This is a genomic window from Psychrobacter sp. C 20.9, from assembly GCF_001921765.1.
GTDB lineage: Bacteria > Pseudomonadota > Gammaproteobacteria > Pseudomonadales > Moraxellaceae > Psychrobacter > Psychrobacter piscatorii_B.
In genome coordinates, this window is sequence record NZ_MRYC01000029.1 from 1 (window position 1) to 25,306 (window position 25,306).

Sequence of the window (25,306 nt, forward strand, 5' to 3'; positions counted from 1 at the left end):
ACAAAGCGACGATAATGCAGATGCCTTAGCGAGATTTGTAACGCAGTATGGGGCAATTTTAGCATCAGCCCGCAGGGGACAGGACTCTTTTTTGCCGCTTCATCGTTAAAAATAAGCGCTTAGAATGACTAAACTTATTATTTTTAACATCGAATCGCCTAAAAAATAGTCGCTGTCAGTGCCATGGTCGAATGTTCAACACGCCCTAATGACGTAGTAACAAAGATCTTTTAAGCAATTTTATGAAAACTCACGGCTGCTCAATATGAGTAGCCGTTTTGCATTTTGGCAATCGCCTTACATTTTTTGAACATCCTGTCACACCTTACTACTAGTGAAAATCCCAATAACCGTACAAACTTATGGACAGATTATCAATGTCGCTATAAGCAGCGCTTTTATAAGCCCTTACAATGACTTTACTGCTAATAATTACAACAAGGAATGACTGATGGAAAACACAAAGAATCCACTACCAGAAGAGATGGATCATATCGATGGCAATCGCCGCGACAATAATGACAGCACCGATAACCAAGACAATCAGTTGGTCGATTTAGATAATCCGATGCTGCACACTATCGACAATGATGATGTGATTGATAATAGTGCAGGGTTTGATAATTCAGAAGTCGGTAGTGCTGCTACGCAAGGATTAACACCTATGCATCGTCAAAACCTTGATGAGTCGCGTGTGGATGAAGTTTTGGTTCAAGACAATCTTGATGATAATGATTATCCAGATACCATGGATATTGCTGATAGAGATGCCGCAGAACGCAGCAATGACGATGATTTTTAGAAATTAGCGCCGCGGTTGATATAGCCCTTTAGAGCGAAAAAGCACGCTTAATATCGTTAAGCGTGCTTTTATATGACTTATCATTTAACTAACAGTAATAGATATTTTCAGCTGATTAAATCCATCCATCAAGTGTGCCAGCCCAGCCTTTTACAAGAGGCAAGCTCAACGCTTCGAGCAATTCAATGTGTGTCTTATCGAGGTTTAGCGCGGGAATATAGTGATACTCTTGCCCGCCTGCCTCCAGAAAATTATCGCGGTTTTCAATGGCCAACTCCTCTAGCGTCTCAAGACAATCCGCTGAGAATGCAGGGCTAATCACTTGTACTGAGCGCACACCAGATTTGCCCCAATCTTCTAATACCACATCAGTATACGGCTTTACCCATTCTTGCTTACCAAAGCGTGACTGGAAGCTGATGATCCACTCGTCGTCTTTTAGACCAAGAGCATGTGCCACTTGTGCAGCGGTACATTTACAACGCTTAGGGTAAGGATCGCCTTTATCTGCATAAGGCTGCGGGATACCGTGAAAGCTAAACATTAACTTCTCAGGCTTACCATGCTTCTCTTGGAAACGGCGTATCGAGTTAGCCAATGCCTGAATATATAACGGATGCGCAAAGTAGTCTTTGACAATGGTATAGTTTGGCAAGTTACGTTGCTTGAGTGTCCACTTCGTCAGCGCATCATATACCGCACCGCCTGAAGAGGCTGAGTATTGCGGAAACAAAGGCAGAATGACAAAGTGATCCACGCCTTCTGCGCGCAGTGCATCCATGACATCAGGCAGTCCAGGATTACCATAGCTCATCGCAGGATGCACAGAGACGCGAAATGGCGCTACGCTATTGGCCAGACGCGGCTCTAATAGCTCAACTTGGCTTTTTAATATCTTACGAATCGGCGAATCCCCTTCCCAGATACTCGCGTAAGCCTTTGCCACGCGCTTAGGACGACTTGGCAGGACAAACAAATTCAAGATAATGGCCCACAAAAACTTGGGAATCTCGATCACTCGCGGATCTGACAAAAACTGTTTGAGATAACGTCGTACGGCAGGTGCCGTCGGCTCATCTGGCGTACCAAGGTTGACTAACAGGACAGCAATACGTGGAGGCAATTCAGGTTTCATAGCAGCACTATTTATCAGCAGTAAGTTATTAGACTTCTTGCATAAGTCATCGTCAGCCCTTGTAACTCCGTCAGTGGAAGTCAATGAACTGGTACTTTTGCAAGAGATCTATTATAAGCGATGTCATAACATGATGTGCAGTAAAGATGCAGGATTGTTAAGACATCATTGAATAAACACCGCATTAGTGTAGCATTTTATCCATGAATCACGCATGGCAAAAGCACACTTGTACAATTTGATACGCAGTCGCCAGCCTTCTATCATTTACCCTTTATTATTTAACGCGATAAAACGGCGTTTAAAAGACCTGCTCGGCGGTTGTACTCCTACGCGCATCACCATACAATAGGCAAGCCCAGTTTATAAAAACGGTGTAAGTAAAGTAGCCCGTTAAAATTTTGCCATTTTACTTTTATTTTATTGATGATTGTTGTCTTGCGAGGTAGCTTTGAACGCACGCTCTGATAATACCAGTGACCAGTCCCCTAATTCTCAAACTCACGTAAACAGCTCAGCCAATACTGCTGCTGGATCTGTGGGTGTGGTTACGCCACAAAAATTCCATTTTGCCGAGCCATTGACCTTGGAATGTAACCGTACTCTGCCCTCGTTTGACTTGATGGTAGAGACTTACGGCACGCTCAATAGCGATAAATCAAATGCGATTTTGATTTGTCATGCGTTATCGGGCAATCATCATGCAGCTGGTTTTCATAGCGTTGATGACAAAAAAGCGGGCTGGTGGGACAATATGATTGGTCCGAACAAAGCCATCGATACCAATCGCTTTTATGTGGTGTGCGTCAACAATATCGGTAGCTGTTTTGGCTCAACAGGGCCAACAACTATTAATCCCAATAGCATTAGTTCGGATGACAGTATCGATTCAAGCGATAGCACTGCAAATAACAGTAATGAGCCACAAGTCTACGGCCCTGATTTCCCACTTATCACGATTAAAGACTGGGTAAAAACCCAAGCCATGCTCTCAGATCGTCTGGGCATTGACGTATGGCATGCTATCGTTGGCGGCTCGATGGGCGGTATGCAAGCGCTGCAATGGTCTGTCGATTATCCAGACAGGCTAAAACGCTGTGTGGTGATTGCGAGTACACCGAAGCTATCTGCGCAAAATATTGCTTTTAACGAAGTCGCACGCCAATCGATATTGTCCGATCCTGATTTTAAGGATGGACGCTACATACAAGCTGGTACCTACCCTCGTCGCGGCCTGATATTAGCACGGATGGTTGGTCATATCACTTATTTGACTGATGACGCGATGAAAGCCAAGTTTGGTCGTGACTTAAAATCTGGCAAGTTTATGTATGGCTACGATGTCGAGTTTCAGGTTGAGAGCTATCTGCGCTATCAAGGTGAGCGCTTTAGTGAAAACTTTGATGCCAATACCTATCTACTTATGACCAAGGCATTAGATTATTTCGACCCGACACGTGACTACTCATCAGCGGTAGCAAAAGACAATACAGAGTCGGCCGTCCCATTAGAAAATTCTATCGCGGCGTCAGTCGAGTCTAGCAAAGCCAATGCGCAGAATGAGTTAGAAGATGCGGTAGCGACGATTGAAGACATTGAGTCTGATCGACAGCAAGAGCTTTCTGCGCTCAAAGCGGCATTCGCCCATACACAATGCCAGTACTTGGTTGTGTCATTCACCACCGATTGGCGCTTTGCACCAGAACGCTCGCAAGAAATTGTCGATGCGCTGATGGCTACTGGCAAACCTGTTAGCTATATTAATATTGATGCGCCGCATGGCCATGACTCTTTTTTATTTGATATTCCTCGCTACATGGGTGCTGTTAGAGGATTTTTGACAGCGCCATTTATTAACCCTAGCCGCCCAGCCACAGGAGAGCGCTCATGAGAATGGATCACCAACTGGCAGAGCGCTGGATCGCACCGCAAGCACATGTACTTGATTTGGGCTGCGGTAATGGCGAGCTGCTCGCGCACTTACAGCAGAAGTTAGGCGTCACTGGATACGGGCTTGAAATTGATGAAGACAAAATCAACGAAGCCATTGGCAACGGCTTGTCGATTGTTGAGCAAGACCTAAACGATGGCTTGGCACGCTTTGCCGATAACAGCTTTGATACCGTGGTCATGGCACGCGCGCTACAAGCGGTAAAATCCCCTGATGTGCTGCTGCTCGATATGCTACGCGTCGCCCGAGAGGCGATCATCACATTCCCTAACTTTGCCCATTGGCAAAACCGTCTTCATTTAGGGCTTAAAGGGATGATGCCGGTGTCTGAGGCACTGCCTTATGAATGGTACAACACCCCCAATATTCATCTATGTACGTTTAAAGACTTTGAGCAACTGTGTGCGCAGCATGATATTCATATCGTTAATCGCTTTGCGGTAAGCGACTCTGATAAAGGTCATTCCCCACTGATGACGGCATTAATTAGACAGGCACCCAATCTACTCGCAGATGTCGCTATCTATCGAGTGACAAAGAAAAAAACGAAGTAATGTCAGATATTTAATTTTTGCTCAAAAGGATAAAATGACCGTTATTGCCGAACCTTTTATCTTAGCGAATTGTTAACTAATGATTGTCTTATAGTAACTCTATGATTTTACTGAGGACAATCAGGTATAAGCAGCTATTAAATCTTGTAATTAGTATTTGAGTTTCGTAAGTTTGGGTGTTAAGCTAGCAAAATGTTGTCAGTTATCCCACTATTACGACCGTTTGTCTAATTAGTTGGGTTAAATCGATGATACAAAATTAAAAACTCTATTGCTGATGATTAGGTAAGTTCATATCGCAAGATGTCACCTAATTGTTATCGCCGTCTAACTGTCTTTAGCGAGACGATGTTTAACGGTACAATTTTCTTGCGTATTAACTGCCTAATTTTGGAGCTGCTATGAAATTATTAAAAGCCGCATTGTTTACTGCCTTATTTTCTTGTGCTGGTTTGGCCAATGCTGAGTTAATATCAAACGTACCGCTTGATACTTCACGCTTTGAGCTGATGCCTGTGAGCGAGCTGTCTAGTCGTGCTGCCCAAGGTAACGATCATGCTCAGTTTTATCTAGCCAAGCGCTTGCAAAAAGGCGAAGGTATCGCTCAAAACACCCAGCAAGCTATCCAGTGGTACACCAAAGCCGCTCAACAAGGCGTTGCTCCTGCTCAGTTAAACCTTGCTATCATGTATTTACGCGGTGAAGGCGTACAACCTAACTTGCAGCAAGCGCGTCTTTGGCTAGAGAAAGCCGCGATGCGTGGCGACAACCGTGCCAGCTATACACTTGCATTGTTAGATGAAAAACAAAAAAATCTGGTAGACGCCTATAAGTGGTATGACTTAGCTGCCCGTGATGGTATGCTCGATGAAAAAGTTCGTAACAAGGCGCGTGGTAAAATCGGCCAATTGGCATTAAACTTATCCAGTGCTGATATCGCTAATGCCCGCAACAAAGCAGATACTTGGTTCCAGAGTAAATAAACTCTAAACGAACCTCAAAAAAGATTAAGTTGATAATAAGAAATCCAGCCTTTGAGCTGGATTTTTTGTTTTTATCTTATAATCAAAACATTTATTATTTCAGCTCCTATCAAGCTGAGCGACATAAACTATTCAAAACCCACCTAAAATTTGCTACACTACGCGCGCATTCATCAATCCCACAATTTTGTTAATGCTTTAAACTGAAAAGATACTTTAAACCCAACGCACTAGGTTTGCGACCTAGCCAGCAGGAGAAACACATGAGCACCACTCAAGATAGTAATATCAAAGAAACCGTGATAACTGACAATCAATCAGCCCCCGCCTACGATAGCGTCACTAACAATATCGTCGTCGCCGCACTTTATAAATTCACACGCTTCACTGACTTTGAGCAGTATCGTGAGCCGATTTTGAATACCATGCTAGATAACGATGTCAAAGGCACTTTATTGCTGGCAAGCGAAGGCATTAACGGTACGATTTCTGGTACGCGTCAGGGTATCGATACCATCCTTGACTACCTGCGCAATATCGAAGCGATTGGTACTTTTACGTTCAAAGAGTCTTATACCGATGCGCAGCCGTTTTACCGTACCAAGGTGAAGCTCAAAAAAGAAATCGTCACCATGGGTGTCGAGAATATCGACCCGTTGGCATCCGTTGGTCGCTATGTAAAGCCTAGCGAATGGAATGCATTGATCTCAGATCCTGAAGTTACTCTCATCGATACGCGTAATGACTACGAAGTGCAAATCGGTACGTTCCAAAATGCCGTCAATCCAAACACTGAAACGTTCCGCGAGTTTCCAGAATACGTATCAAAAGAGCTGGATCCAACCAAGCATAAAAAAGTGGCAATGTTCTGTACGGGTGGTATCCGCTGCGAGAAGTCAACTGCGTATCTACGCGAACAAGGGTTTGAAGAGGTCTACCATTTAGAAGGTGGTATTCTAAAATACCTAGAAGAAATCCCAGCCAGTGACTCTATGTGGCAAGGTGATTGCTTTGTTTTTGATAACCGTGTGTCAGTAAACCATAACTTAGAAAAAGGCAGCTACGAGCAGTGTTTTGCCTGCCGTATGCCCATCACTAGCGATGACATGCAGAGCCCAGCCTATATCAAAGGCGAGTCATGCCCGCATTGTATTGACAAAGCCACAGATGAGCAAAAAGCGCGTTTCCGTGAGCGCGAGCACCAAATGCAACTGGCCAAAAAACGCGGTGAAGCCCATATCGGTAGTGAGGTGATGGATGTCATAGAAAAACGCAAAGCGGCCAAGATTGAAGCGCGTCTGCAAGCAGAAGCGGCAAATAACGTCAACGCTGACTAAATATAAAACTTGATTGAATACAAAAAAAGAGAGGCTCTAATCAATAGAGCCTCTCTTTTTTTATGATAAATCTTCAATGCGTATCAAAACTATTAGCACTGATACAGTTAATCCAATTTGAAAGCAGATTGACTATATTAGAATAAGATACGTACGCGGATAGTCTCTTCTACATCTTTTAATTGGTCTAGTGCAGCGGTCGAATCGTTATAATCGACATCCATCACTAGATAACCAACATCACCTTCTGTCATCAGGCTCTGCGCTAGGATGTTGATGCCAGCTTCAGCAAATAGGCGGTTAATCTGAGACAGTACGCCTGGCACGTTTTTGTGAATGTGTAGTAGACGATGCGAGTTTTCTTTGAACGGGATAGAAACTTCTGGGAAGTTCACCGCAGTCGCCGTATCACCTTGATCAGAATATCTAACAAACTTATCTGCTACTTCCAGTCCGATATTGGCCTGTGCTTCTTGTGTTGAACCACCGATATGCGGCGTCAAAATCACATTATCAAACTTACGTAGTGGTGACTCAAACTCTTCGTCAGCTGATTTTGGCTCTTTTGGGAACACATCAATAGCCGCGCCCAAGATTTTACCAGACTCAAGCGCATCTGCCAGATCATCAATCTCAACACACGTACCGCGAGCCGCATTGATAAAGTAGCTGCCTTCTTTCATTTGAGCGAACTGCTCAGCTTTCATCATATAGCGGGTGCTTGGTACATCAGGTACATGCAATGTCACGATATCAGCCGTTGATAGCAGCTCTTCTAGGCTACCAACTTGTACCGCGTTGCCTAGTGGCAATTTGGTCACAGCATCATGATAAATGACTTTCATACCGAAGCTTTCTGCTAACACAGACAGCTGCGAACCGATAGAACCATAACCGACGATACCGATAGTCTTGCCACGCACTTCGTGTGAGTTGGTCGCAGACTTGCCCCAGCCGCCGCGATGTACGGTTGCATTCTTTTCGGGAATACCGCGGTACAGCATAATAGCCTCGGCCAATACTAGCTCAGCTACCGAACGAGTGTTCGAGAATGGCGCGTTAAAGACAGGGATACCAAGATCACGAGCGGCGTCTAGATCTACTTGGTTGGTACCAATACAAAAGCAACCAATGCCGATAAGCTTGTGTGCGTGCTCAAGTACTTCACGCGTCAACTGAGTGCGCGAACGAATACCGATAAAGTGAGCATCTTTGATCTTTTCGATCAGCTCGTCTTGATCTAAGGCGTGACTGATATTCTCGATGTTGTGGTAACCAGCTCCTTCCAATACTTTTAGGGCATTGTCATGTAGACCTTCAAGCAATAAAAACCGGATTTTGTCTTTTTGTAGTGATAACGCCATATGAGAACTGTCCTATAATTGTTTTATAAGATTACCTGTTGGATAATCTATGATGGAGGAAACGAAAACAGTCCCGATATCTTACACAAAATTTGAGGTCGATGTTAGCAGATTAGATGAATTATTGGTTATCAAGCCTGAAAAATTTTTATGCTATAGTGAATTATTCTGTTTGAAACCGCTCGAATCAATTATTTATTACTTACCTCTTCTTATAGGTAAAAATTATCATCCACTTATTACCTCTACGAGCTGACTCACCACTGAATTTATAGTTATTTCGCTATATAATAAGCAGTCCCAGCATCGTGCTTACGCCAATATTGAGATTTGACCATGACGCCAACTACCGCTCAGAACACATCCGAAACCAATGCCGTGCAAACCATCTTGAGCACGCTTACTGATACCCATGATTTTGACCCGACCCAAATCAAAACCGATGCTGAGAGCTTAGAGCATTGGGGCAAAGACTGGACCAAGCACTTTGCTCCTGCTGCTGCTGCCATCGTCTTTCCAAAGACCACTGAACAAGTACAGACTATCGTCCTGCTTGCCAATGAGCACAACGTCGTTCTAACCCCAAGTGGTGGTCGTACTGGTCTGTCTGCTGGTGCCGTCGCTGCTAACGGCGAAATCGTCGTTAGCATGGATAAAATGAACCAGATCGGACAGTTCTATCCTGCCGATCGAATAGTTGAAGTCGAAGCCGGTGTGGTCACCCAGCAGTTGCAAGAATTCGCTGAATCAAAAGACTTATACTACCCTGTCGACTTTGCCTCAGCAGGCTCTAGTCAAATCGGTGGCAATATCGGTACCAATGCTGGCGGCATTAAAGTCATTCGCTATGGCATGACTCGTCAATGGATCATGGGTCTGACTGTCGTCACGGGTAAAGGCGACATCTTGCACCTCAACCGCGGTATGGTCAAGAACGCCACGGGTTACGATTTGCGTCAACTGTTTATCGGTGCTGAAGGTACCCTTGGTCTTGTCACTCACGCGCAAATCAAGCTTGAGCGTCAGCCACAAGACTTAAATGTCATGGTGCTGGGTATGGACAACTTTAGTGACGTCATGAACGTACTTTCTGCCTTTCAAGCCCAGATTGATTTGACCGCCTTTGAATTCTTTGATGATGTAGCGATTGATAAGCTGATGGCCCATGGTCAAGTACAAGAGCCGTTTGAATCACGTACTAAGTTTTATACGCTATTAGAGTTTGAAGCGCCATACGAACCCATCATGGAAAAAGCCATGGCCATCTTTGAGCAGTGTATGGAAGAGGGCTGGGTCGTTGATGGGGTGATGAGCCAGAGCCTATCGCAAGCGGCTGAGCTGTGGAAGCTGCGCGAGTACATCTCAGAGACCATCTCTGTGTTCACTCCTTATAAGAATGACGTGTCCGTGCTCATCAGTCATGTGCCTGAGTTCATTAAAGAAATTGATGCGATTGTGAGCAGCAACTATCCTGACTTTGAGGTGTGCTGGTTTGGTCATATCGGTGACGGTAATTTGCATTTGAATATCTTAAAGCCTGAGAACATGAGTAAGGATGATTTCTTTGCCGAGTGTCAGGTGGTGAATAAATACGTGTTTGAGACGGTACAGAGATACGGCGGATCAGTGTCTGCTGAGCATGGGGTGGGTATGACGAAGAAGCCGTATCTGCAATACAGCCGCAGTGAGACTGAGATTAATTATTTGCGTGAGGTCAAGAAAGTTTTTGACCCTAATAACATCATGAATCGTGGCAAGATTTTTGATATGTGATTGGTAGGCTAACGATTTATAGTTGATCCAATTTAAGAGTGGTACAAGGCAAGCGAGTGCAGATGTATACGTCATACTTCAAGCGAGGTTAACGCTGTAACGCTTTTTTAGTGGATTGACTATATCTCAAAAAAAGACGCTAAACTCAAAGTTTAGCGTCTTTTTTATTTTTGCAACTTTATATTTGGAAAACCCAAATTTACGTTTAAAAAAACATGATTTATAGATATAACAGTACCAGCGCCACAACTAGCAAGACACTCAAAAATCCTTGAATAATCAAAAATGCTTGATGCGGTGCCGCGATATGGCGGAACATATTGCCTAGCGCATTGTAAGTAATGCCCGCTGCCTTGATATGTGGTGGGGTGTCGAAATTTTTGATAATTTGCAAAAACTGCTCAGTACGATCAGGTGACCAGCCGTGCGGTGCAAATGGTAAAAATGGTGAAAGCTGCGCAGCTTGCTCTTTGGTTGCAGGCGACCATAGCCAGCGCTCCAAAAACAGCAGACGCATGCGCCAATCAGTAAAACTACGATGATCAATCTCTTGCAATAATAATACTTCAACGTTTTTGTGACGATTATCAGCAAAAATACGCTCTTGTAGCGCAAATACATGTCTCTTTTCGCCTTCGATACACTGCAAAAACTGACCATTGCCATAACACAGTGTGCCAGTAATACCATGCTGCTCATTATAATCGCGAGCATGAGCCTCTATATTCTCAAATATAGAGGTTTTTAGGCGTGACGCAATGGTCAACGTACTGACATAGACCAGCTGAACCAATGATGACTCTTCTATTTCATCCCATTGCTTGATTCTATTGCTACGAGTTAAGGGCATAATAAAATAATCCTAAAAGCCGATAACGCCGGCCAAATGAAACAAGCAAAACGACACTATGCCTGAAGTAAATGAAGATGTTGACTCACAAAAACGTAGCAAATATTTACTACGTGAGACTGTTATTACTCATACAGCTTGCTATGATAATGAACAAACTAAAGGGCGCTGACAGTATATAAGGTCGATACAAGAAAATAGAAGGTTAACCTAACTTAATATATGAGAAACCGCTTATCCAGCTCTTCCAAGTAAGTTAATAAGTGTTAGCATTATATCGACCACGATGACGGTTTTTAATACATTAACTTTTTATCAATTGAGAACTGTTTCGACCACGATAAACATCAAAACTCGTATTCGGAATGAGATAGAATCTCATCGTAACCTATTGTAAACACGACAATAATTATTGTAACGGCAATACTCTTCTATTGAAATATTTTTATTACTTTTTTATGCAAAAACTTGCGTCACTCACCCCTTTAATACTGCCATATCAAACATCATCACATTTAGTAGAGATTTAACACAGGAATATTATGAGTAAAATTGAAAAAACAGACGACTTCCATCTCACGATCGCTGAGATCAAGAAAAAAGACTATCCCCAACTAAAAGCGCTGATGGATCGAGTCTATGTGAACTTAGGTGGTGCTTGGTCTAAGACGACCATTCATACTTTGATTGATGCCTTTCCTGAAGGTCAGATTGCATTATTTGACCATGATCAATTGATTGGTATTGTACTGTCCATGCGTGTCGATTATGCCAAATTTTCTAACCCGCATACCTATGATGATTTGATCGGGCAAAAAGAAATCATTAGAGACAATCCTGAAGGCGATGCCATCTATGGTCTAGACGCATTGATCGACCCTGAATATCGTGGCTATCGTCTCGGTCGTCGCCTTTATGATGCTCGAAAAGAGCTGTGTCGTCAGTTAAATTACCGCGCTATTTTGGCTGGTGGCCGCATTCCTAACTACCATAACCACCAAGACTTAAGCCCAGGCGAATATATTGACGCTGTTGAGAGCCGCGAAATTCACGACCCTGCATTGTCTTTTCAGTTGTCAAACGGGTTTATCGTCAAGCGTATCTTGACCGCTTACCTACCAGATGACAAACAATCTAAAGGGTTTGCCACCTTGCTTGAGTGGTCAAATATCTATTATGAGCCAAAAGACTATAAGCCCAACACGCGCAAATCTGAGGTGCGTATTGGTGGTATTCAATGGCAGATGCGCGAAGTCGAGTCACCTGAAGAGCTACTACAACAGGTCGAGTTTTTCGTTGATATCATGGCTGATTACAACTCAGACTTTGCTTGTTTGCCAGAGTTCTTTAATGCACCATTGATGGGTCTATGCGAAGAAACCGATCAAAATATCGCCATCCGCTTTTTGGCAGGTTACACCGAATGGTTCAAAAATGAGATTTCGCATTTGGCCGTCAGTTACAACGTCAATGTCATTACAGGCTCTATGCCTTTATTAGACGAAGACGATACCTTGTACAATGTCAGCTACTTGTGTCGCCGTGATGGTACGGTTGACGAGCAGCGTAAAATCCATATCACCCCGCATGAGCGTAGCGCTTGGGTGATCGAAGGCGGTGACGAGGTCAAAGTATTTGATACGGACGCTGGTCGTATCGGTATCTTGGTCTGTTATGACGTTGAGTTCCCTGAACTTGCACGCCTATTAGCACTCGATGACATGGATATTTTGTTCGTGCCTTTCTGGACAGATACCAAAAATGGCTATTTGCGTGTACGCCATTGTGCTCAAGCACGTGCGATTGAAAACGAATGCTATGTCATGATCTGCGGCTCGGTAGGTAACTTGCCACAAGTCGAAAGCTTGGATATTCAGTACGCACAGTCGTCGATTTTTTCACCGTCAGATTTTGCGTTCCCACATGATGCTATCATGGCAGAAACCACTGCCAATACGGAGATGGTATTCTTCTCAGATGTAAACTTAGACAAGCTGACTCACGTTCGTCACGAAGGCTCAGTACATAACTTGATTGACCGCCGCGATGATTTATTTAGCTTAAAATGGAAACGTAAATCCAAAGTTCCTGCAAGCAAATTAAGTGACGAAGAACGCCGCGAAAACTCAGGCAGTGTGCTTACTGGTGATCCATTGCAGAATCGTGCGCAAAAGCCATAGTTGGTTGTGCGCGCTTGATATAATGACTTAAGAGTAAACTTCATAAATAAAACGGCTGAATCTCAGCCGTTTATTTTTATCTGATACCTGTTAAATTTTTATTCATTGAAAATATCTTAACTAAAAAGCCAACACAATGATGACTGATCTGGATCAAGAAGGCATAAAATCAAAAAAACAGCCAAAGCAGAAGATAATTTCGCTATTTAAAACGATTGTGCTATACACTCTGATGTTTGTCATGATCTATACAGCGGTCAATTGGTGGCGACAACCTATCATGCCTGCCAATCCTCAGTTACAACTCACTGATTACCAAGGGCAAACTGTCGACCTAGCAGCGATGAGTCATGAGCATCCCACACTGGTATACTTCTGGGGTACGTGGTGTTCCGTCTGTAGTTTTACCTCACCCACCATCAATAAACTAGCAGCGGATAATTATCCTGTTGTCACTATCGCCGTACAGTCAGGCTCAAACCAAGAGTTACACGGCTACCTCGATCAGCATCAGTTTGACTTCACCACAATAAATGATCAAGAAGGTGATATCTTTACGGATTGGCAAGGACAAGTCACACCATCATATGTGATATTAGAAGATGGCAAGATGACGCAAGGGCTAACAGGTATTCAGCCATTATGGTCGTTAAAACTGCGCTTATGGCTCGCATCTATTCTTTAGCGGCTGAACCTGACTTTGTTTTTTAATAAATTATGTTGCGAAGAGGTCATCGTTATACTCTCATCAACGACATGCAACGTAGATAAACAGTTGATATTGGTCAAAATGAGGATGAAATTGCTCAGCTCTTTTTACCCTACCCTTTTTGTCATATAATAGCTGCCGATCTAAATATTTTTTTGAATTATTTTTACTAGCATATTTTATGTTGCAATCGTCTCGTTACCATTTATTATTGACGTAACTATTTGCGGACTAATGAGCAACAATGGGTATTTATTGACATGGCGGTTGATAAACCGACTATGATGAGCAATATACCTACTATTAGTAATTAAGTATTATCGACACAGCATTAACCTCAGCACTATATTGAAATACATTGAACATCGAGCCTTGTAGCCGGTTTTAACCGACACACAAACCTACCTTTTAAAAAGATACCTTCTATGACTGATAAAAGCACTGACACACCAAGCCAAGATTACAAAGACACGCTGAACCTTGCGGATACGCCATTTGCGATGCGCGCAAACCTTGCCAAGCGCGAGCCAGATTGGTTAGCTGCTTGGGAAGCAGATGACGTGTACGGTAAAATTCGTCAGGCGCGTGCTGGTGCGACTAAGTATATTTTGCACGATGGCCCTCCATACGCCAACGGTCAGATTCACTTGGGTCACGCGGTCAATAAAGTACTAAAAGACATTATTGTCAAATCAAAAACCTTATCAGGATTTGATGCGCCTTATGTCCCTGGTTGGGATTGTCATGGTCTGCCAATCGAACAAAAAGTCGAAGCAAAGGTCGGTAAAGTGGGTCAAAAAGTTTCTGCGACCGAATTCCGTGGTCTATGTCGCGAATACGCCAGCACGCAGATTGAGCTGCAAAAAGCAGACTTCAAGCGTCTAGGCGTATTCGGTGATTGGGACAATCCTTATTTGACCATGAACTTCCATCAAGAAGCCAACATCGTACGCGCGCTTGCCAAAATCTATGACAATGGTCATGTGACTCGCGGTATGAAGCCGGTCAACTGGTGCTTGGACTGTAGCTCAGCTCTCGCAGAAGCTGAAGTAGAGTATCAAGACAAAGTCTCTGACGCGATCTATGTCAGCTTTGATGTGCTCGGTACGGATAAAGTAGCCGCATTGGCAGATATCGCAGACAATATCGCTGCCGTTATCTGGACGACCACGCCGTGGACCCTGCCTGCCAACCAAGCAATCTCAGTCCATCCTGAGCATAACTATAGCGTGGTTGCGACCGAAAAAGGCAATTTGCTACTAGCAGCCGATCTTGTAGAAACGGCGTTGAACGAATTGAAATTAGATAACAATGGCATCTTAGCGACCGTATCAGGCAGTGAGCTTGAAGGATTGAGCGCGCAGCATCCACTGATTGAAGACCGTCAAGTGCCACTCATCTTGGGCGATCACGTGACCACCGATAGTGGTACTGGTCTGGTACATACTGCACCCGGTCATGGTCTAGACGATTATATCGTGGGTCTAAAATACAACTTACCAGTGGAAAACCCAGTCAGCGGCACGGGTGTCTATTTAGATAGTGCGGCGGTATTTGCCGGTGAGCACATCTATAAAGCCAACCCGAAAATCATTGCTGCCCTCAATGATAATGGTCATTTAGTCAGCCATACCAAAATTGAGCACAGCTATCCGCATTGCTGGCGTCATAAGTCGCCGATTATCTTCCGTGCCACGCCGCAGTGGTTTATCAACATGGAAACCAAAGGCCTACGTGCTCGCGCGCTTGCTGATATCCCTACCGTCAACTGGACACCAGCATGGGGTCAGAACCGTATCGAAGCGATGATGACGGGTCGCCCTGACTGGTGTATCTCACGTCAACGTACGTGGGGTGTGCCGATTACGTTCTTTACCCATAAAGAAACGGGCGAGCTGCATCCAAACACGCTTGAGCTGATGGAAACTGCCGCGCAAAAAATCAATGAGGGCGGTGTTGAGGCATGGTTTGATGCCAGCTGTGAGGATTTCTTAGGTAGCGAAGCAGCTGATTATGACAAAGCAACAGACACATTGGACGTTTGGTTTGACTCAGGGACAACGCATTTTGCCGTACTTGAGCAACGCGATGAATTGACCAATCCAGCTGACATGTATTTAGAAGGTTCTGATCAGCATCGTGGCTGGTTCCAGACGTCATTACTGACGTCAGAAGCCATGTACGAGCGCCCACCGTTTAAGCAAGTATTGACCCATGGTTTTGTAGTCGATGAAAACGGTCGTAAGATGAGTAAGTCATTGGGTAATATCATCACGCCGCAAGAAGAGATCAACAAAACGGGCGCGGATATGCTACGTCTATGGATTGCATCCAGTGATTATCGCTATGAGATGAGCGCTGGTAAAGCATCATTTAAAGGGGCAATAGATCAATATCGCCGTATCCGTAATACACTACGCTTCTTACTTGCCAATACCGATGACTTTGATCCAGCGACTGATAGCATTGATATCAATGAATTGGTTAGCCTTGATAAATTCATCATCGAGCGCGCGCAAACCGTGCAAGCACAAATCATGAGTGCTTATGATGCGATGGACTTTCACCAAGTCACCCAGCATGTGACGGCGTTTTGTTCGCAGGACTTGGGTAGCTTCTATTTAGATATCATTAAAGATCGTCAGTACACCACGCAGGCGGATGGCCAGCCTCGTCGCTCTGCACAGACAGCAATCTATCACATCACTCATGCGCTGATTCGTTGGATCACACCGATCTTGTCATTTACGGCGCAAGAGGCTTGGGAAGTACTAAACCAACGTGAGGCTGATAAAGGTGGCTACGTGTTTACTCAAGAGTGGTACGAGTTCCCAGCGTTTGAACTAAGCGCCATCAGCAATGATGACTGGCAGCGTATTATGTTTGCCAAAGATATGGTAAACAAGCATATCGAAACCGCACGTGGCGAAAAAATTATCAATGCCAACTTGTCTGCCGATGTGAGCCTATACGCTGACGGTGTCATGTATGAAAGTCTAGCTAAGCTTGATGAAGAACTGCGCTTTGTACTCATCACTAGTAACGCAGAACTAAAGCCAATAAGCGAAGCACCTACTGATAGCACTGTACAGGTAGATGAAGCAACCGAAACGAATACAGAAGAGGCTGTAGACCTAGTGGTACAAGTTAGCGCTGCCACTGGTACTAAGTGCGTACGCTGCTGGCACATCCGTGATGACATCGGCACGGATAGCGCGCACCCTGAAATTTGCGGTCGCTGCGTGACCAATGTCAGTGGTGACGGCGAGGTGCGCCATTATGCCTAACCCAACAGACTCATCTGACAGCCAGCACAATAAGCCGCCGCAAGCTGAAGTCGATAAATCGCCTCAGCCTGCTCATGCGACTACAGGTAGCTCGACCACACCTAGAAGTCGACTGACCAAGTCAACAAATAGGACAACAAAAATGGTGGCCAATGGCAGTCTTGCTTTTATGTGGTATGCGCTGGCGCTAATTATCATCGTCATTGACCAGTGGACCAAGTGGCTGGCTGAAACCAAGCTGACCTTTCATGATCCAGTACCAGTGATTGAGCCATTTCTCAATTGGACACTCGCTTATAATTATGGCGCGGCATTTAGCTTTTTGGCAGATGCTGGCGGTTGGCAGAAGTGGTTCTTTTCAGGGCTGGCATTGCTCATGTCGCTGTTTTTGATTATCTATTTGCTCAAAGCGCCTCGCAAAGCCACGCTACTCTCGCTTGGACTTGCCATGGTATTGGGCGGTGCGCTTGGTAATTTAATCGATCGCTTGCTACATGGTCATGTGATCGACTTTATCCATGTGCATTATGCCGATGTTTGGCATTATCCGATTTTTAATATCGCAGATATTGGGATTTCTCTCGGTGTTGTACTGATTGTCATCGATATGCTGTTTTTGGAAAAAAAGCGTGAAGTGCCACGGTCATAACCGTCTATAGATAGAGATGTTAATTGAATTTATAAATAAAAAAGGTGGGTTACTCAGTCGTCACCCACCTTTTTTTGTCTTCTATTTTATTTATTTCTATATACGTCGATGCTACTAATCATTGCGGTATCTGTATCGTTCTTATAGCAAAACATCATAATAAGTTTGTCAAAGTCTCTAGTCCGCCACCTGCCAATAAAAACAATAACCCTGCCATATTAACGACAACGGTCAAATAATACGTGACACGAAACTCAGGTTTTTGCGATTTGTGCCGTAGATACGTTTGAGCCAATAGCGCGCCTACCCAACCGCCAAGCGCGCTTAGTATATGCAATGTAGACTCAGGCGTACGCCAGTCGCCACTTTGGGCAGCAGCTTTGTCTTTGGCATACATCCCATAAGTGATAGTTCCTAATGCTATATACCAGCCGACCGCCAGCCAGCTCAATTTATCCGTCACTGCTAATAAGACTAAGACACCATAAAAGGCAATGCCAAGGAACGAGCGTTTCTTTTGTCCTGCTTCAAACTCTGCTTGATGGCTACGTTTTTGGTTACGCTGACGGATTTGCTGATTTTTTTGTGCCATTTTTTGCTGTACAAATCCAAGTTCTTGTACTTGTTTGGCCTGCCTGCGCCCTTGATCGTCTTGTCCAATACTAAAAACGACTTGCTCGCCAACATCAGGACGGCGCTGCGCTCTAAACTCACTCACATGAAAGAAGACAGATTCACCTGTCTCGGTTTCGATAAATCCAAACCCTTTATCATCCTGCCATTTTTTGACAGTGCCCTGTTGCCGATTATCCATACCTACCTTCTCATAATCATTTTAAAATAAAAAAAATATAGTCATAACATAACCGTACTCAGGTGAGTAGCTGATTTAATAGTGTCGATTATAAAGAATTACTTTTACCATAAAAAAAGCTGAGAAAATATTCTCAGCCTTTTTATCCTACTACTTGTTATATTTTTGACATAACATTAGCTACATTTTTTCTGCTCATAAAGTTTATTTAAGTTCTCACGGCGTTCTTTGGCTGCTTCAATCGCCTCTTCCGTATTAGAGTAAGTGCCGATCAATGCAGGCCAGAATAATACGGCAGCAGCTACATTTTTACCAGTCACTTTACGTTCAGCACGTGCTTCTTTTTCAAACTGTTCAGCTTCTTCAATTTCGCCAAGAATTTGTTGGCATGATAAATTAACATCACTTACTTTCTTAGTCTGTACGACATGTGGAGTCGCACAACCCTGTGCTAATAATGCAAATACACCAATTACCAAAATAGCTTTTTTCATAGTCATCTCAAAGTTATTAAATTAAATATAATTAGACACAAATGGCTTGTTAACGAAGCGTAAACATTTATATACATTTTGGAAACTTAAGTCAACTTAAATTTACCTTTTAACAGGAAAAATTGAATTTTAGTCGGTTTTTGAGATTTTCCTATCTACGTTTTTATACTACTCTCTGATATAACAGCATGTAATATGGTGACTATGCTAGACTATTTGTCTACTAAAAACACAGCTGCAAATACTGACGTATCAACTATAATTTATAAAAGAAATAGCCATTATGACCCAATCTCAATTTATTAATCCAAACGAAGACACGCGTATCGCCCGCGGTAGCCTTGTAAAGCTACACTTCGAAGTCTCACTAGAAAACGGCACTGTCATTGACTCAACGTTTAGTCGTGATGCGCCCGTATCTTTGACTATCGGTGATGAGAGCTTGTTACCTGGTTTTGAGCAAGTATTGATGAACCTACGCGCCGGTGACACTCGTACCGCTCACCTTGAGCCAGAACAAGCTTTTGGCGAATGGAATCCTGAAAACATCCAACACTTTAGCCGCCCTCAGTTTGCGCTCGTCGCTGATAATCCAGAAGTCGGTATGATGGTTGAATTTGAAGACAAAGGTAAAAATACCTTGCCCGGTACGATCAGTGCCATCGATGACGATCAAGTCGAAGTGGACTTCAATCATCCGCTTGCTGGGCAAGACGTGCTGTTCAAAGTAAAAATCTTTAAAGTCACACCACCTGGCGTCACTGGTATACAACTTATGTAGTTACCCAAACGCACAATCCACAATAAAAAAACTAAAAAGGACAATCGAATGCAATATACAACGCTACCGCAGCTCGATGAAAAAGTATCTAAGATCTGTCTAGGTACGATGACATGGGGACAGCAAAATACGGAAGCTCAAGCACATGAACAAATGGACATGGCACTCTCTGAGGGCGTGAACTTTTGGGATACTGCCGAGATGTACCCATCACCACCAGACAAAGACAAACAAGGGGATACCGAGCGGTTTATGGGTACTTGGTTTGATAAAACCAAACAGCGTGACAAAGTCATTCTTGCCAGCAAAATATCACCAATGGACTTTTTGCGTGATGGGCAAACACGATTTAATGCTGAACACATCAGCAGCGCTATTGATGGCAACCTTGAGCGCTTACAAACCGATTATATCGATATTTACCAGCTGCATTGGCCTGAACGTCAAGCGAACTTTTTTGGTCAGCGCGGTTATACGGAAGAGATGGCGACACAGTCAGTAGATAACTTAACACCATTTTTAGAGACCATTCAAGCATTAAATGATGAGATCAAAAATGGTCGTATTCGTGCTTATGGTTTATCAAACGATACGGCATGGGGACTCATGCGCTATTTATGGGAAGCGGACAAAAACGGCTTGATCGCGCCTATCACGGTGCAAAACCCATATAGCCTATTAAATCGCTTATATGAAGTCGGCATGGCTGAGATAGCACATCGCGAAAATGTCGGGCTACTTGCTTACTCGCCACTTGGTTTTGGCGTATTGTCTGGTAAATATCTCGATGGCAAGCGTCCAGCTGGCGCACGCTTGACGGTGTATGATCGCTTCGCCCGTTACACCAATGAGCAAGCGGTATCAGCGACTGAACAATATGCCAAGATCGCCGCTGATGCTGGGTTAGATATGGCGCAAATGTCATTGGCTTTTGTCAATTCACGTCACTTTGTCACCAGCAATATCATTGGCGCGACAACAACCGAACAGCTCAAATCAAACATTGATAGTGTCAATGTGGAGCTAACGGCAGATGTATTGGAAGCGATTGAAGCGGTACACGCGCAGCATCCCAACCCATCTCCTTAGTGCGATCTGAATCAGCAGTCTATAAATTAATGCACTCGCATTTATTATAGACACAAAAAAGGCGCAAACCGCAGTCATACAACTCGCGATTTGCGCCTTTTTATTCACTAAACTGGCTTAACTATATATAGCCAATCAATCTTCAACGGGTACACGAAGTACTCGTGAATGTAACTCTGCTAGCCCTTCTTGCATACGGGCTTGCAACAAATTAGTCAGCTCACTTTTGGTACAGCCTTTTGGGTCTAGCGGTGCCAATGGCAATACATACGCGGTGACATCTTTGCTATCGAGCACTTTTTTCATGCTGTCCTTCATTGTCATCTTGCCATAATATGGCAGCGCGTCACTGAGTGTGCCATCTTTATCGACATAAGCGATAACAATGGGTCTGACAGGCACGTCAGCATCTATCGCTGACTGGAGCAATGTCCCATGAATACGCTTGATTTTTTTGCCACTAGTGGTGGTCGCCTCAGGGAAGAAAACCACCGAAAAACCTTTGGCTAAGAAATCAGCTATTTGTGAGGATACGGAGCCTGCATCACCAGAGCCGCGCTCGATGAAAAGCGTGCCTGCCGCATGCGCGAGCTTACCGAACACAGGCCACTCACCAATCTCAGCTTTGGATAAAAAGAATGCTGGACTCACAGTGCCCACGACAGGAATATCCATCCATGACACATGGTTTGACACCCACAAGCCGTGATGTTGCTTTACTGGTTCGACTTCAACGACCTTGACACCAAATGAGCCTGCCATCTTGCGACAAAACGTTTGGATGTAGCGTGGTAGTGTCTCGCGCGGTGGCTGCTTGAATGCCCCAATGCGTTGAGCGGCACGCATACCACCAGCGATGGTGGTGGTCATGCCAGCAATTTGCTTACCGCGTCCCAACTGTCGTCTGAGTGAAAAGCTTGATTTAGCTTGGCTCATCTTCGCCCTCATGATTAAATAACGGGTGTTTAATAGTCAAAAAAACGAGCCCAGTATAACAAAGTTCATACGCTCAGTGATAGGGTGTCTATTCAGTGGGTGCTCACTTTTATACAAACGGGCAATAAAGCAGATTTATAAAAAATTAATCCCAGTCATCGCTGTAACATAAAACCATCGCTAATTGTGCTCATACCCTTTAATATCAAGTGATAAGACCACATATAGATACTCATATGAACGCTATATCAAAGTATACTGAACTGATAATAGCGATATATTTACTTTATTAAATAGGTGATACTCTTTGGATTATTTTGAAAGACATGAAGGTGGCGAGCGCGCCATTATTGTACATTTAGACATTCGCCAAATTCAAGATCCTGACGATCTAGGCGAGTTTGAACTACTAGCAGATTCAGCAGGTGCCGATCGCTTGGCACTGGTCACAGGCTCACGTGCACGCCCTGACGCCAAGTATTTCGTTGGTAGCGGTAAAGCGGAGGAAATTGCAGAATTGGTGCGCGAGCATGATGCGGATATTGTACTGTTTAACCACAGCTTGTCGCCTTCGCAAGAGCGTAATATCGAAGCTTTGGTGAAATGCCGTGTACTGGATCGTACTGGTTTGATTTTAGACATTTTCGCTCAGCGTGCTCGTACTTACGAAGGTAAGCTACAAGTAGAGCTGGCTCAGCTGAACCATTTATCGACACGTTTGGTCCGTGGTTGGACGCATTTGGAACGTCAAAAAGGGGGTATTGGCTTACGTGGCCCCGGCGAAACCCAGCTTGAGACCGATCGTCGCTTGCTACAAGTGCGCGTCATGCAGCTCAAAAGTAGAATTGAAAAGGTCAGACAGACTCGTGCTCAGGGCCGGGCACGTCGCCAAAAATCAGACGTACCGACTATCTCACTGGTTGGTTATACCAATGCGGGCAAATCCACTTTATTTAATCGCTTAGTCGATGAAAATATCTACGCGGCTGATAAACTGTTTGCAACTCTAGATCCGACATTACGCCGTTTAGACTGGCAAGGCGTTGGTCGTGTGGTATTGGTTGATACGGTAGGTTTTGTCCGTCATTTGCCGCATGAATTGGTTGAATCCTTTCATGCAACGCTAGAAGAGACGCTAGAGGCGGACTTATTATTACACGTCATCGATTCTTCTAGTGAAGATATGCATGAGCAAATTCAGGCGGTCAAAGAGGTACTGGCTGAGATTGATAACGATGTGCCGGTACTCAATGTTTATAATAAGATTGATTTGACTGACGAGCCTGCACGTATTGGTTATGCTAGCGAAGGTCAACCTAATCGTGTCTATGTGTCTTCTAGAGAGAACTTAGGCATAGAAGAGTTGTCATTAGCCGTGCAGCAGCTACTAACTGGCACATTGACCACTTTTGATTTGACGCTACCCTATCATGCAGGACAGTTAAAAAATACCTTGTACGAGCTTGGTGTTATTGAAGAAGAAAGCTATGATGATAGCGGCCATGAGTGCTTGACGATTCGCTTGCCAAGCGATAGACTAAGACAACTACTCGGACAAGCCAATCTCAAGCCCACCGATGTATTACCGCTTGCACAAGCAACATTGCTGATGCCAGTACTTGAGGAATTTGAGCAGCCCGACGAACATGAAGTTGAAGAGCTGACGATGACAGCAGAAGAAGAAAGAGCATTTGACGAATTTAATGCGCTCAATTCACAAACCGCTGATTCTGAAAAATAGTCGCTGCTGAAAAACGATTGTTGACGTCAATAGATAAGTAAACCTTTGATTCATACTGTTAGACAGCAATCTTTTATACAGTAGGTTAAAATAGCATAGACGGTATCAATCGATATCGTCTATTTTTTTGAATGTGTCTACAAGCTTTATTAGTAAGCTTATTCTCTATATAATCAACGGTTATACATTCAACAAATATTGATAGGTAATACTCGCCACTCAAAAGTTGAAATGTCACTACTGTCTATTATCAGCGTTCATAATATTATTTTTCACGTTATATTATTGATACCATCGCCCGCTCGTTTTTATAAACTCATCACCTATATCTGACTTGGCCACACTGCTTATGAAGCCTGCTCACTCCTCCCATCTCCCGCTATGGATTTCGTTAATTTTAACGTTGATTATGGTTATCGTTGTCCGAGAGACGGCTGTGGTTCTTTGTCAGTTGGCAGGTATCGAAAAAGCCGCCAATATTGTCGGCTTGGTGGCAATGTTTGTTATCTTGATGATATGGCGATTGCTCAAAGGGTTGCCTAACTGGCTCACTCAAGCCAGTAACACCCTCCTCGTCGATAGTGGTTTTGCATTTCTGCCCGTCTCAGCGGGTGCAGGCTTACTGCTATTCGCGCTAGGAGATGAGCTGTTGGGCGTGATGGTCACAATGATAGTAAGTACGCTCATACCGATGTGGGGACTCGCGCTACTGACCAATCGCTGGTTGAATCAAGATGCCAATGCCGACAGCGGCACGACTAATCAGCAAAAGAAACAGCCGTGAGCTGCGGAGAGATATTATGACTTTTGACAGCGTATTTATGGCGACCTTAGCAGCCGTACTTCTAACCTTGGCGGCACACGTCATTGCACGTGTGTTAGCGCGTAAATTATCATGGTTACCGATGGTAATTACCGCGCTCGTTTTGGTACTGGTCTTCTTATTTTTATTGCAATGGGATTATGACAACTACTACAGCGCGGCCAAGCCTATATTCGATCATCTATTAGGATATGTCACAGTACTTTTGGCGGTACCACTAGCCGCAATGAACTTTAAAGGACTGCCTGTCAAAAAGCTCTCTTTGATCGTTGCTATTGCTAGTGTCATTGGTGCCCTACTGCCCATGTCATTGGCTTATCTATTTTCATTGAGTCACGACAGCATACTTGCTTTTGCTACCCGTTCTGTGACTACTCCCATTGGCCTCAGTGTTGCCGATTTAATCAATGCGCCATTAGCACTGGCGAACCTGATCATCATTGTTTCAGGTCTCATTGGCGGCGCTGTCGCCCGTTTTTTGTTTCGCGGTATCAATGATGATCGAGCTAAAGGTCTTGCACTTGGACTGGCGGCTCACGCATTTGGTACAGTAGAAGCGTGGCAAATCAGCCATACGGCAGGACGATATGCGGCATTTGGACTCGCAGTCAATGGTTTAGTGACTGCCATTTGGGTGCCTGTATTTATCAGTGCGTTAGGCATCTAGACTGATTTTGCTTACCGCTTTGACAGATGACTGAGCACTGTTTCATCATTTCAATCATTATTTTTATTGTTATTGCTTACTCAGTAACGAGACTAATAGACATGACATTTGGCTCATCCAACCATTGTCATCACCTTTGCATTTTAGAGAGTTAAAATAAGGTATGCATCAAAAAAGTGCTTGCCTGTAATTCAATGTAAACAGATATTTAACAATCTTCAAAAATATAGCACTTTGATTTATTTAAGTTTGTTTAGGGCGTGTTGAACATTCGCAAATAGGCACTGCTGATCGCTAAAATTGTTCCAGACAAGGCACAAAGCGACGATAATGCAGATGCCTTAGCGAGATTTGTAACGCAGTATGGGGCAATTTTAGCATCAGCCC

The 25,306-nt window shown here is 44.0% G+C and carries 21 protein-coding genes; 15 read left to right on the top strand and 6 right to left on the bottom strand.

The genetic code is table 11. The features are described from left to right. Nucleotides 1-451: 451 nt before the first annotated feature. Nucleotides 452-802, top strand: coding sequence for a hypothetical protein (locus tag BTW00_RS13445; protein ID WP_075107827.1), 351 nt, complete (start codon nucleotides 452-454; stop codon nucleotides 800-802). A 115-nt stretch (nucleotides 803-917) separates the two neighbouring features. Here BTW00_RS13445 and hemH read toward each other — a convergent pair whose 3' ends face one another. Continuing rightward, nucleotides 918-1,937, bottom strand: coding sequence for a ferrochelatase (gene hemH, locus BTW00_RS13450; RefSeq protein ID WP_075107828.1), 1,020 nt, complete (start codon nucleotides 1,935-1,937; stop codon nucleotides 918-920). Between the two features lie 538 nt (nucleotides 1,938-2,475). Between hemH and BTW00_RS13455 the strand changes: the two genes are divergently transcribed. From BTW00_RS13455 to BTW00_RS13470, 4 genes are all read left to right on the top strand, one after another. Next, nucleotides 2,476-3,828 carry a homoserine O-acetyltransferase gene (locus BTW00_RS13455; RefSeq protein WP_075107846.1) on the top strand — a complete coding sequence of 451 codons (1,353 nt, stop codon included), beginning with the start codon at nucleotides 2,476-2,478 and terminating at the stop codon, nucleotides 3,826-3,828. Next, entirely contained in the window at nucleotides 3,825-4,442 is a 618-nt protein-coding gene (metW, locus tag BTW00_RS13460) for a methionine biosynthesis protein MetW (RefSeq protein ID WP_075107829.1), read from the top strand. The genes BTW00_RS13455 and metW overlap by 4 nt, the downstream gene beginning before the upstream one ends. 401 nt (nucleotides 4,443-4,843) lie before the next feature. Continuing rightward, the gene (locus BTW00_RS13465; protein ID WP_075107830.1) at nucleotides 4,844-5,425 is read left to right on the top strand and encodes a tetratricopeptide repeat protein; all 582 of its coding nucleotides are present in this window, start codon (nucleotides 4,844-4,846) and stop codon (nucleotides 5,423-5,425) included. 263 nt (nucleotides 5,426-5,688) lie between these two features. Then, nucleotides 5,689-6,762, top strand: a complete 1,074-nt coding sequence (locus BTW00_RS13470; RefSeq protein ID WP_075107831.1) for a rhodanese-related sulfurtransferase — start codon at nucleotides 5,689-5,691, stop codon at nucleotides 6,760-6,762. Between the two features lie 137 nt (nucleotides 6,763-6,899). Here the strand turns inward: BTW00_RS13470 and serA are convergent, their stop codons facing one another. After that, nucleotides 6,900-8,126 carry a phosphoglycerate dehydrogenase gene (serA, locus tag BTW00_RS13475; RefSeq protein ID WP_057758460.1) on the bottom strand — a complete coding sequence of 409 codons (1,227 nt, stop codon included), beginning with the start codon at nucleotides 8,124-8,126 and terminating at the stop codon, nucleotides 6,900-6,902. A gap of 336 nt (nucleotides 8,127-8,462) precedes the next feature. Here serA and BTW00_RS13480 point away from each other — a divergent pair, with 336 nt between their 5' ends. Then, the gene (locus BTW00_RS13480; RefSeq protein WP_075107832.1) at nucleotides 8,463-9,899 is read left to right on the top strand and encodes an FAD-binding oxidoreductase; all 1,437 of its coding nucleotides are present in this window, start codon (nucleotides 8,463-8,465) and stop codon (nucleotides 9,897-9,899) included. A gap of 220 nt (nucleotides 9,900-10,119) precedes the next feature. Here BTW00_RS13480 and BTW00_RS13485 read toward each other — a convergent pair whose 3' ends face one another. Then, nucleotides 10,120-10,749, bottom strand: a complete 630-nt coding sequence (locus BTW00_RS13485; protein WP_075107833.1) for a BLUF domain-containing protein — start codon at nucleotides 10,747-10,749, stop codon at nucleotides 10,120-10,122. Nucleotides 10,750-11,291: 542 nt separating this feature from the next. Here BTW00_RS13485 and BTW00_RS13490 point away from each other — a divergent pair. The 4 genes from BTW00_RS13490 (at nucleotide 11,292) to lspA (ending at nucleotide 17,574) form a co-directional block, all read left to right on the top strand. Beyond that, nucleotides 11,292-12,929 carry a carbon-nitrogen hydrolase family protein gene (locus tag BTW00_RS13490; RefSeq protein ID WP_075107834.1) on the top strand — a complete coding sequence of 546 codons (1,638 nt, stop codon included), beginning with the start codon at nucleotides 11,292-11,294 and terminating at the stop codon, nucleotides 12,927-12,929. A gap of 136 nt (nucleotides 12,930-13,065) precedes the next feature. Then, nucleotides 13,066-13,614: a protein disulfide oxidoreductase gene (locus tag BTW00_RS13495; protein ID WP_075107835.1), complete on the top strand. Its 549-nt coding sequence runs from the start codon at nucleotides 13,066-13,068 to the stop codon at nucleotides 13,612-13,614. A 449-nt stretch (nucleotides 13,615-14,063) separates the two neighbouring features. Further along, a complete protein-coding gene (gene ileS, locus BTW00_RS13500; RefSeq protein ID WP_075107836.1) occupies nucleotides 14,064-16,925 on the top strand; it encodes an isoleucine--tRNA ligase in 2,862 nt (953 codons plus the stop codon). After that, on the top strand, nucleotides 16,918-17,574 hold the full coding sequence (gene lspA / locus BTW00_RS13505) for a signal peptidase II (RefSeq protein ID WP_075107837.1): 657 nt from the start codon (nucleotides 16,918-16,920) through the stop codon (nucleotides 17,572-17,574). Before ileS ends, lspA begins: the two co-directional genes overlap by 8 nt. A 154-nt stretch (nucleotides 17,575-17,728) precedes the next feature. Here lspA and BTW00_RS13510 read toward each other — a convergent pair whose 3' ends face one another. Further along, complete coding sequence (locus BTW00_RS13510; protein WP_075107838.1) at nucleotides 17,729-18,388, bottom strand: DUF1294 domain-containing protein; 660 nt, start codon at nucleotides 18,386-18,388, stop codon at nucleotides 17,729-17,731. 176 nt (nucleotides 18,389-18,564) lie between these two features. Beyond that, nucleotides 18,565-18,882 carry a hypothetical protein gene (locus tag BTW00_RS13515; RefSeq protein WP_075107839.1) on the bottom strand — a complete coding sequence of 106 codons (318 nt, stop codon included), beginning with the start codon at nucleotides 18,880-18,882 and terminating at the stop codon, nucleotides 18,565-18,567. Between the two features lie 283 nt (nucleotides 18,883-19,165). Between BTW00_RS13515 and BTW00_RS13520 the strand changes: the two genes are divergently transcribed. Both BTW00_RS13520 and BTW00_RS13525 read left to right on the top strand, forming a co-directional pair. After that, nucleotides 19,166-19,663 (top strand): peptidylprolyl isomerase, encoded by a 498-nt coding sequence (locus BTW00_RS13520; RefSeq protein WP_075107840.1) that lies wholly within the window; start codon nucleotides 19,166-19,168, stop codon nucleotides 19,661-19,663. A gap of 48 nt (nucleotides 19,664-19,711) precedes the next feature. Further along, on the top strand, nucleotides 19,712-20,752 hold the full coding sequence (locus BTW00_RS13525; protein WP_075107841.1) for an aldo/keto reductase: 1,041 nt from the start codon (nucleotides 19,712-19,714) through the stop codon (nucleotides 20,750-20,752). 135 nt (nucleotides 20,753-20,887) lie between these two features. Here the strand turns inward: BTW00_RS13525 and BTW00_RS13530 are convergent, their stop codons facing one another. Then, on the bottom strand, nucleotides 20,888-21,688 hold the full coding sequence (locus BTW00_RS13530) for a 1-acyl-sn-glycerol-3-phosphate acyltransferase (RefSeq protein ID WP_075107842.1): 801 nt from the start codon (nucleotides 21,686-21,688) through the stop codon (nucleotides 20,888-20,890). Between the two features lie 307 nt (nucleotides 21,689-21,995). Between BTW00_RS13530 and hflX the strand changes: the two genes are divergently transcribed. From hflX to BTW00_RS13545, 3 genes are all read left to right on the top strand, one after another. Beyond that, on the top strand, nucleotides 21,996-23,429 hold the full coding sequence (hflX, locus tag BTW00_RS13535; protein WP_075107843.1) for a ribosome rescue GTPase HflX: 1,434 nt from the start codon (nucleotides 21,996-21,998) through the stop codon (nucleotides 23,427-23,429). Nucleotides 23,430-23,778: 349 nt separating this feature from the next. Continuing rightward, nucleotides 23,779-24,213, top strand: coding sequence for a CidA/LrgA family protein (locus BTW00_RS13540; protein WP_075107844.1), 435 nt, complete (start codon nucleotides 23,779-23,781; stop codon nucleotides 24,211-24,213). Between the two features lie 16 nt (nucleotides 24,214-24,229). Continuing rightward, a complete protein-coding gene (locus tag BTW00_RS13545) occupies nucleotides 24,230-24,919 on the top strand; it encodes an LrgB family protein (protein WP_075107845.1) in 690 nt (229 codons plus the stop codon). The last annotated feature ends 387 nt before the right edge of the window (nucleotides 24,920-25,306 follow it).

Excerpts from the sequence above, each read along its gene's own strand:
- BTW00_RS13445 (WP_075107827.1), top strand. The coding sequence starts at position 452 with ATGGAAAACACAAAGAATCCACTACCAGAAGAGATGGATCATATCGAT.
- hemH (WP_075107828.1), bottom strand. The coding sequence starts at position 1,937 with ATGAAACCTGAATTGCCTCCACGTATTGCTGTCCTGTTAGTCAACCTT.
- metW (WP_075107829.1), top strand. The coding sequence starts at position 3,825 with ATGAGAATGGATCACCAACTGGCAGAGCGCTGGATCGCACCGCAAGCA.
- BTW00_RS13465 (WP_075107830.1), top strand. The coding sequence starts at position 4,844 with ATGAAATTATTAAAAGCCGCATTGTTTACTGCCTTATTTTCTTGTGCT.
- BTW00_RS13470 (WP_075107831.1), top strand. The coding sequence starts at position 5,689 with ATGAGCACCACTCAAGATAGTAATATCAAAGAAACCGTGATAACTGAC.
- serA (WP_057758460.1), bottom strand. The coding sequence starts at position 8,126 with ATGGCGTTATCACTACAAAAAGACAAAATCCGGTTTTTATTGCTTGAA.
- BTW00_RS13480 (WP_075107832.1), top strand. The coding sequence starts at position 8,463 with ATGACGCCAACTACCGCTCAGAACACATCCGAAACCAATGCCGTGCAA.
- BTW00_RS13485 (WP_075107833.1), bottom strand. The coding sequence starts at position 10,749 with ATGCCCTTAACTCGTAGCAATAGAATCAAGCAATGGGATGAAATAGAA.
- BTW00_RS13490 (WP_075107834.1), top strand. The coding sequence starts at position 11,292 with ATGAGTAAAATTGAAAAAACAGACGACTTCCATCTCACGATCGCTGAG.
- BTW00_RS13495 (WP_075107835.1), top strand. The coding sequence starts at position 13,066 with ATGATGACTGATCTGGATCAAGAAGGCATAAAATCAAAAAAACAGCCA.
- ileS (WP_075107836.1), top strand. The coding sequence starts at position 14,064 with ATGACTGATAAAAGCACTGACACACCAAGCCAAGATTACAAAGACACG.
- lspA (WP_075107837.1), top strand. The coding sequence starts at position 16,918 with ATGCCTAACCCAACAGACTCATCTGACAGCCAGCACAATAAGCCGCCG.
- BTW00_RS13510 (WP_075107838.1), bottom strand. The coding sequence starts at position 18,388 with ATGGATAATCGGCAACAGGGCACTGTCAAAAAATGGCAGGATGATAAA.
- BTW00_RS13515 (WP_075107839.1), bottom strand. The coding sequence starts at position 18,882 with ATGAAAAAAGCTATTTTGGTAATTGGTGTATTTGCATTATTAGCACAG.
- BTW00_RS13520 (WP_075107840.1), top strand. The coding sequence starts at position 19,166 with ATGACCCAATCTCAATTTATTAATCCAAACGAAGACACGCGTATCGCC.
- BTW00_RS13525 (WP_075107841.1), top strand. The coding sequence starts at position 19,712 with ATGCAATATACAACGCTACCGCAGCTCGATGAAAAAGTATCTAAGATC.
- BTW00_RS13530 (WP_075107842.1), bottom strand. The coding sequence starts at position 21,688 with ATGAGCCAAGCTAAATCAAGCTTTTCACTCAGACGACAGTTGGGACGC.
- BTW00_RS13540 (WP_075107844.1), top strand. The coding sequence starts at position 23,779 with ATGAAGCCTGCTCACTCCTCCCATCTCCCGCTATGGATTTCGTTAATT.
- BTW00_RS13545 (WP_075107845.1), top strand. The coding sequence starts at position 24,230 with ATGACTTTTGACAGCGTATTTATGGCGACCTTAGCAGCCGTACTTCTA.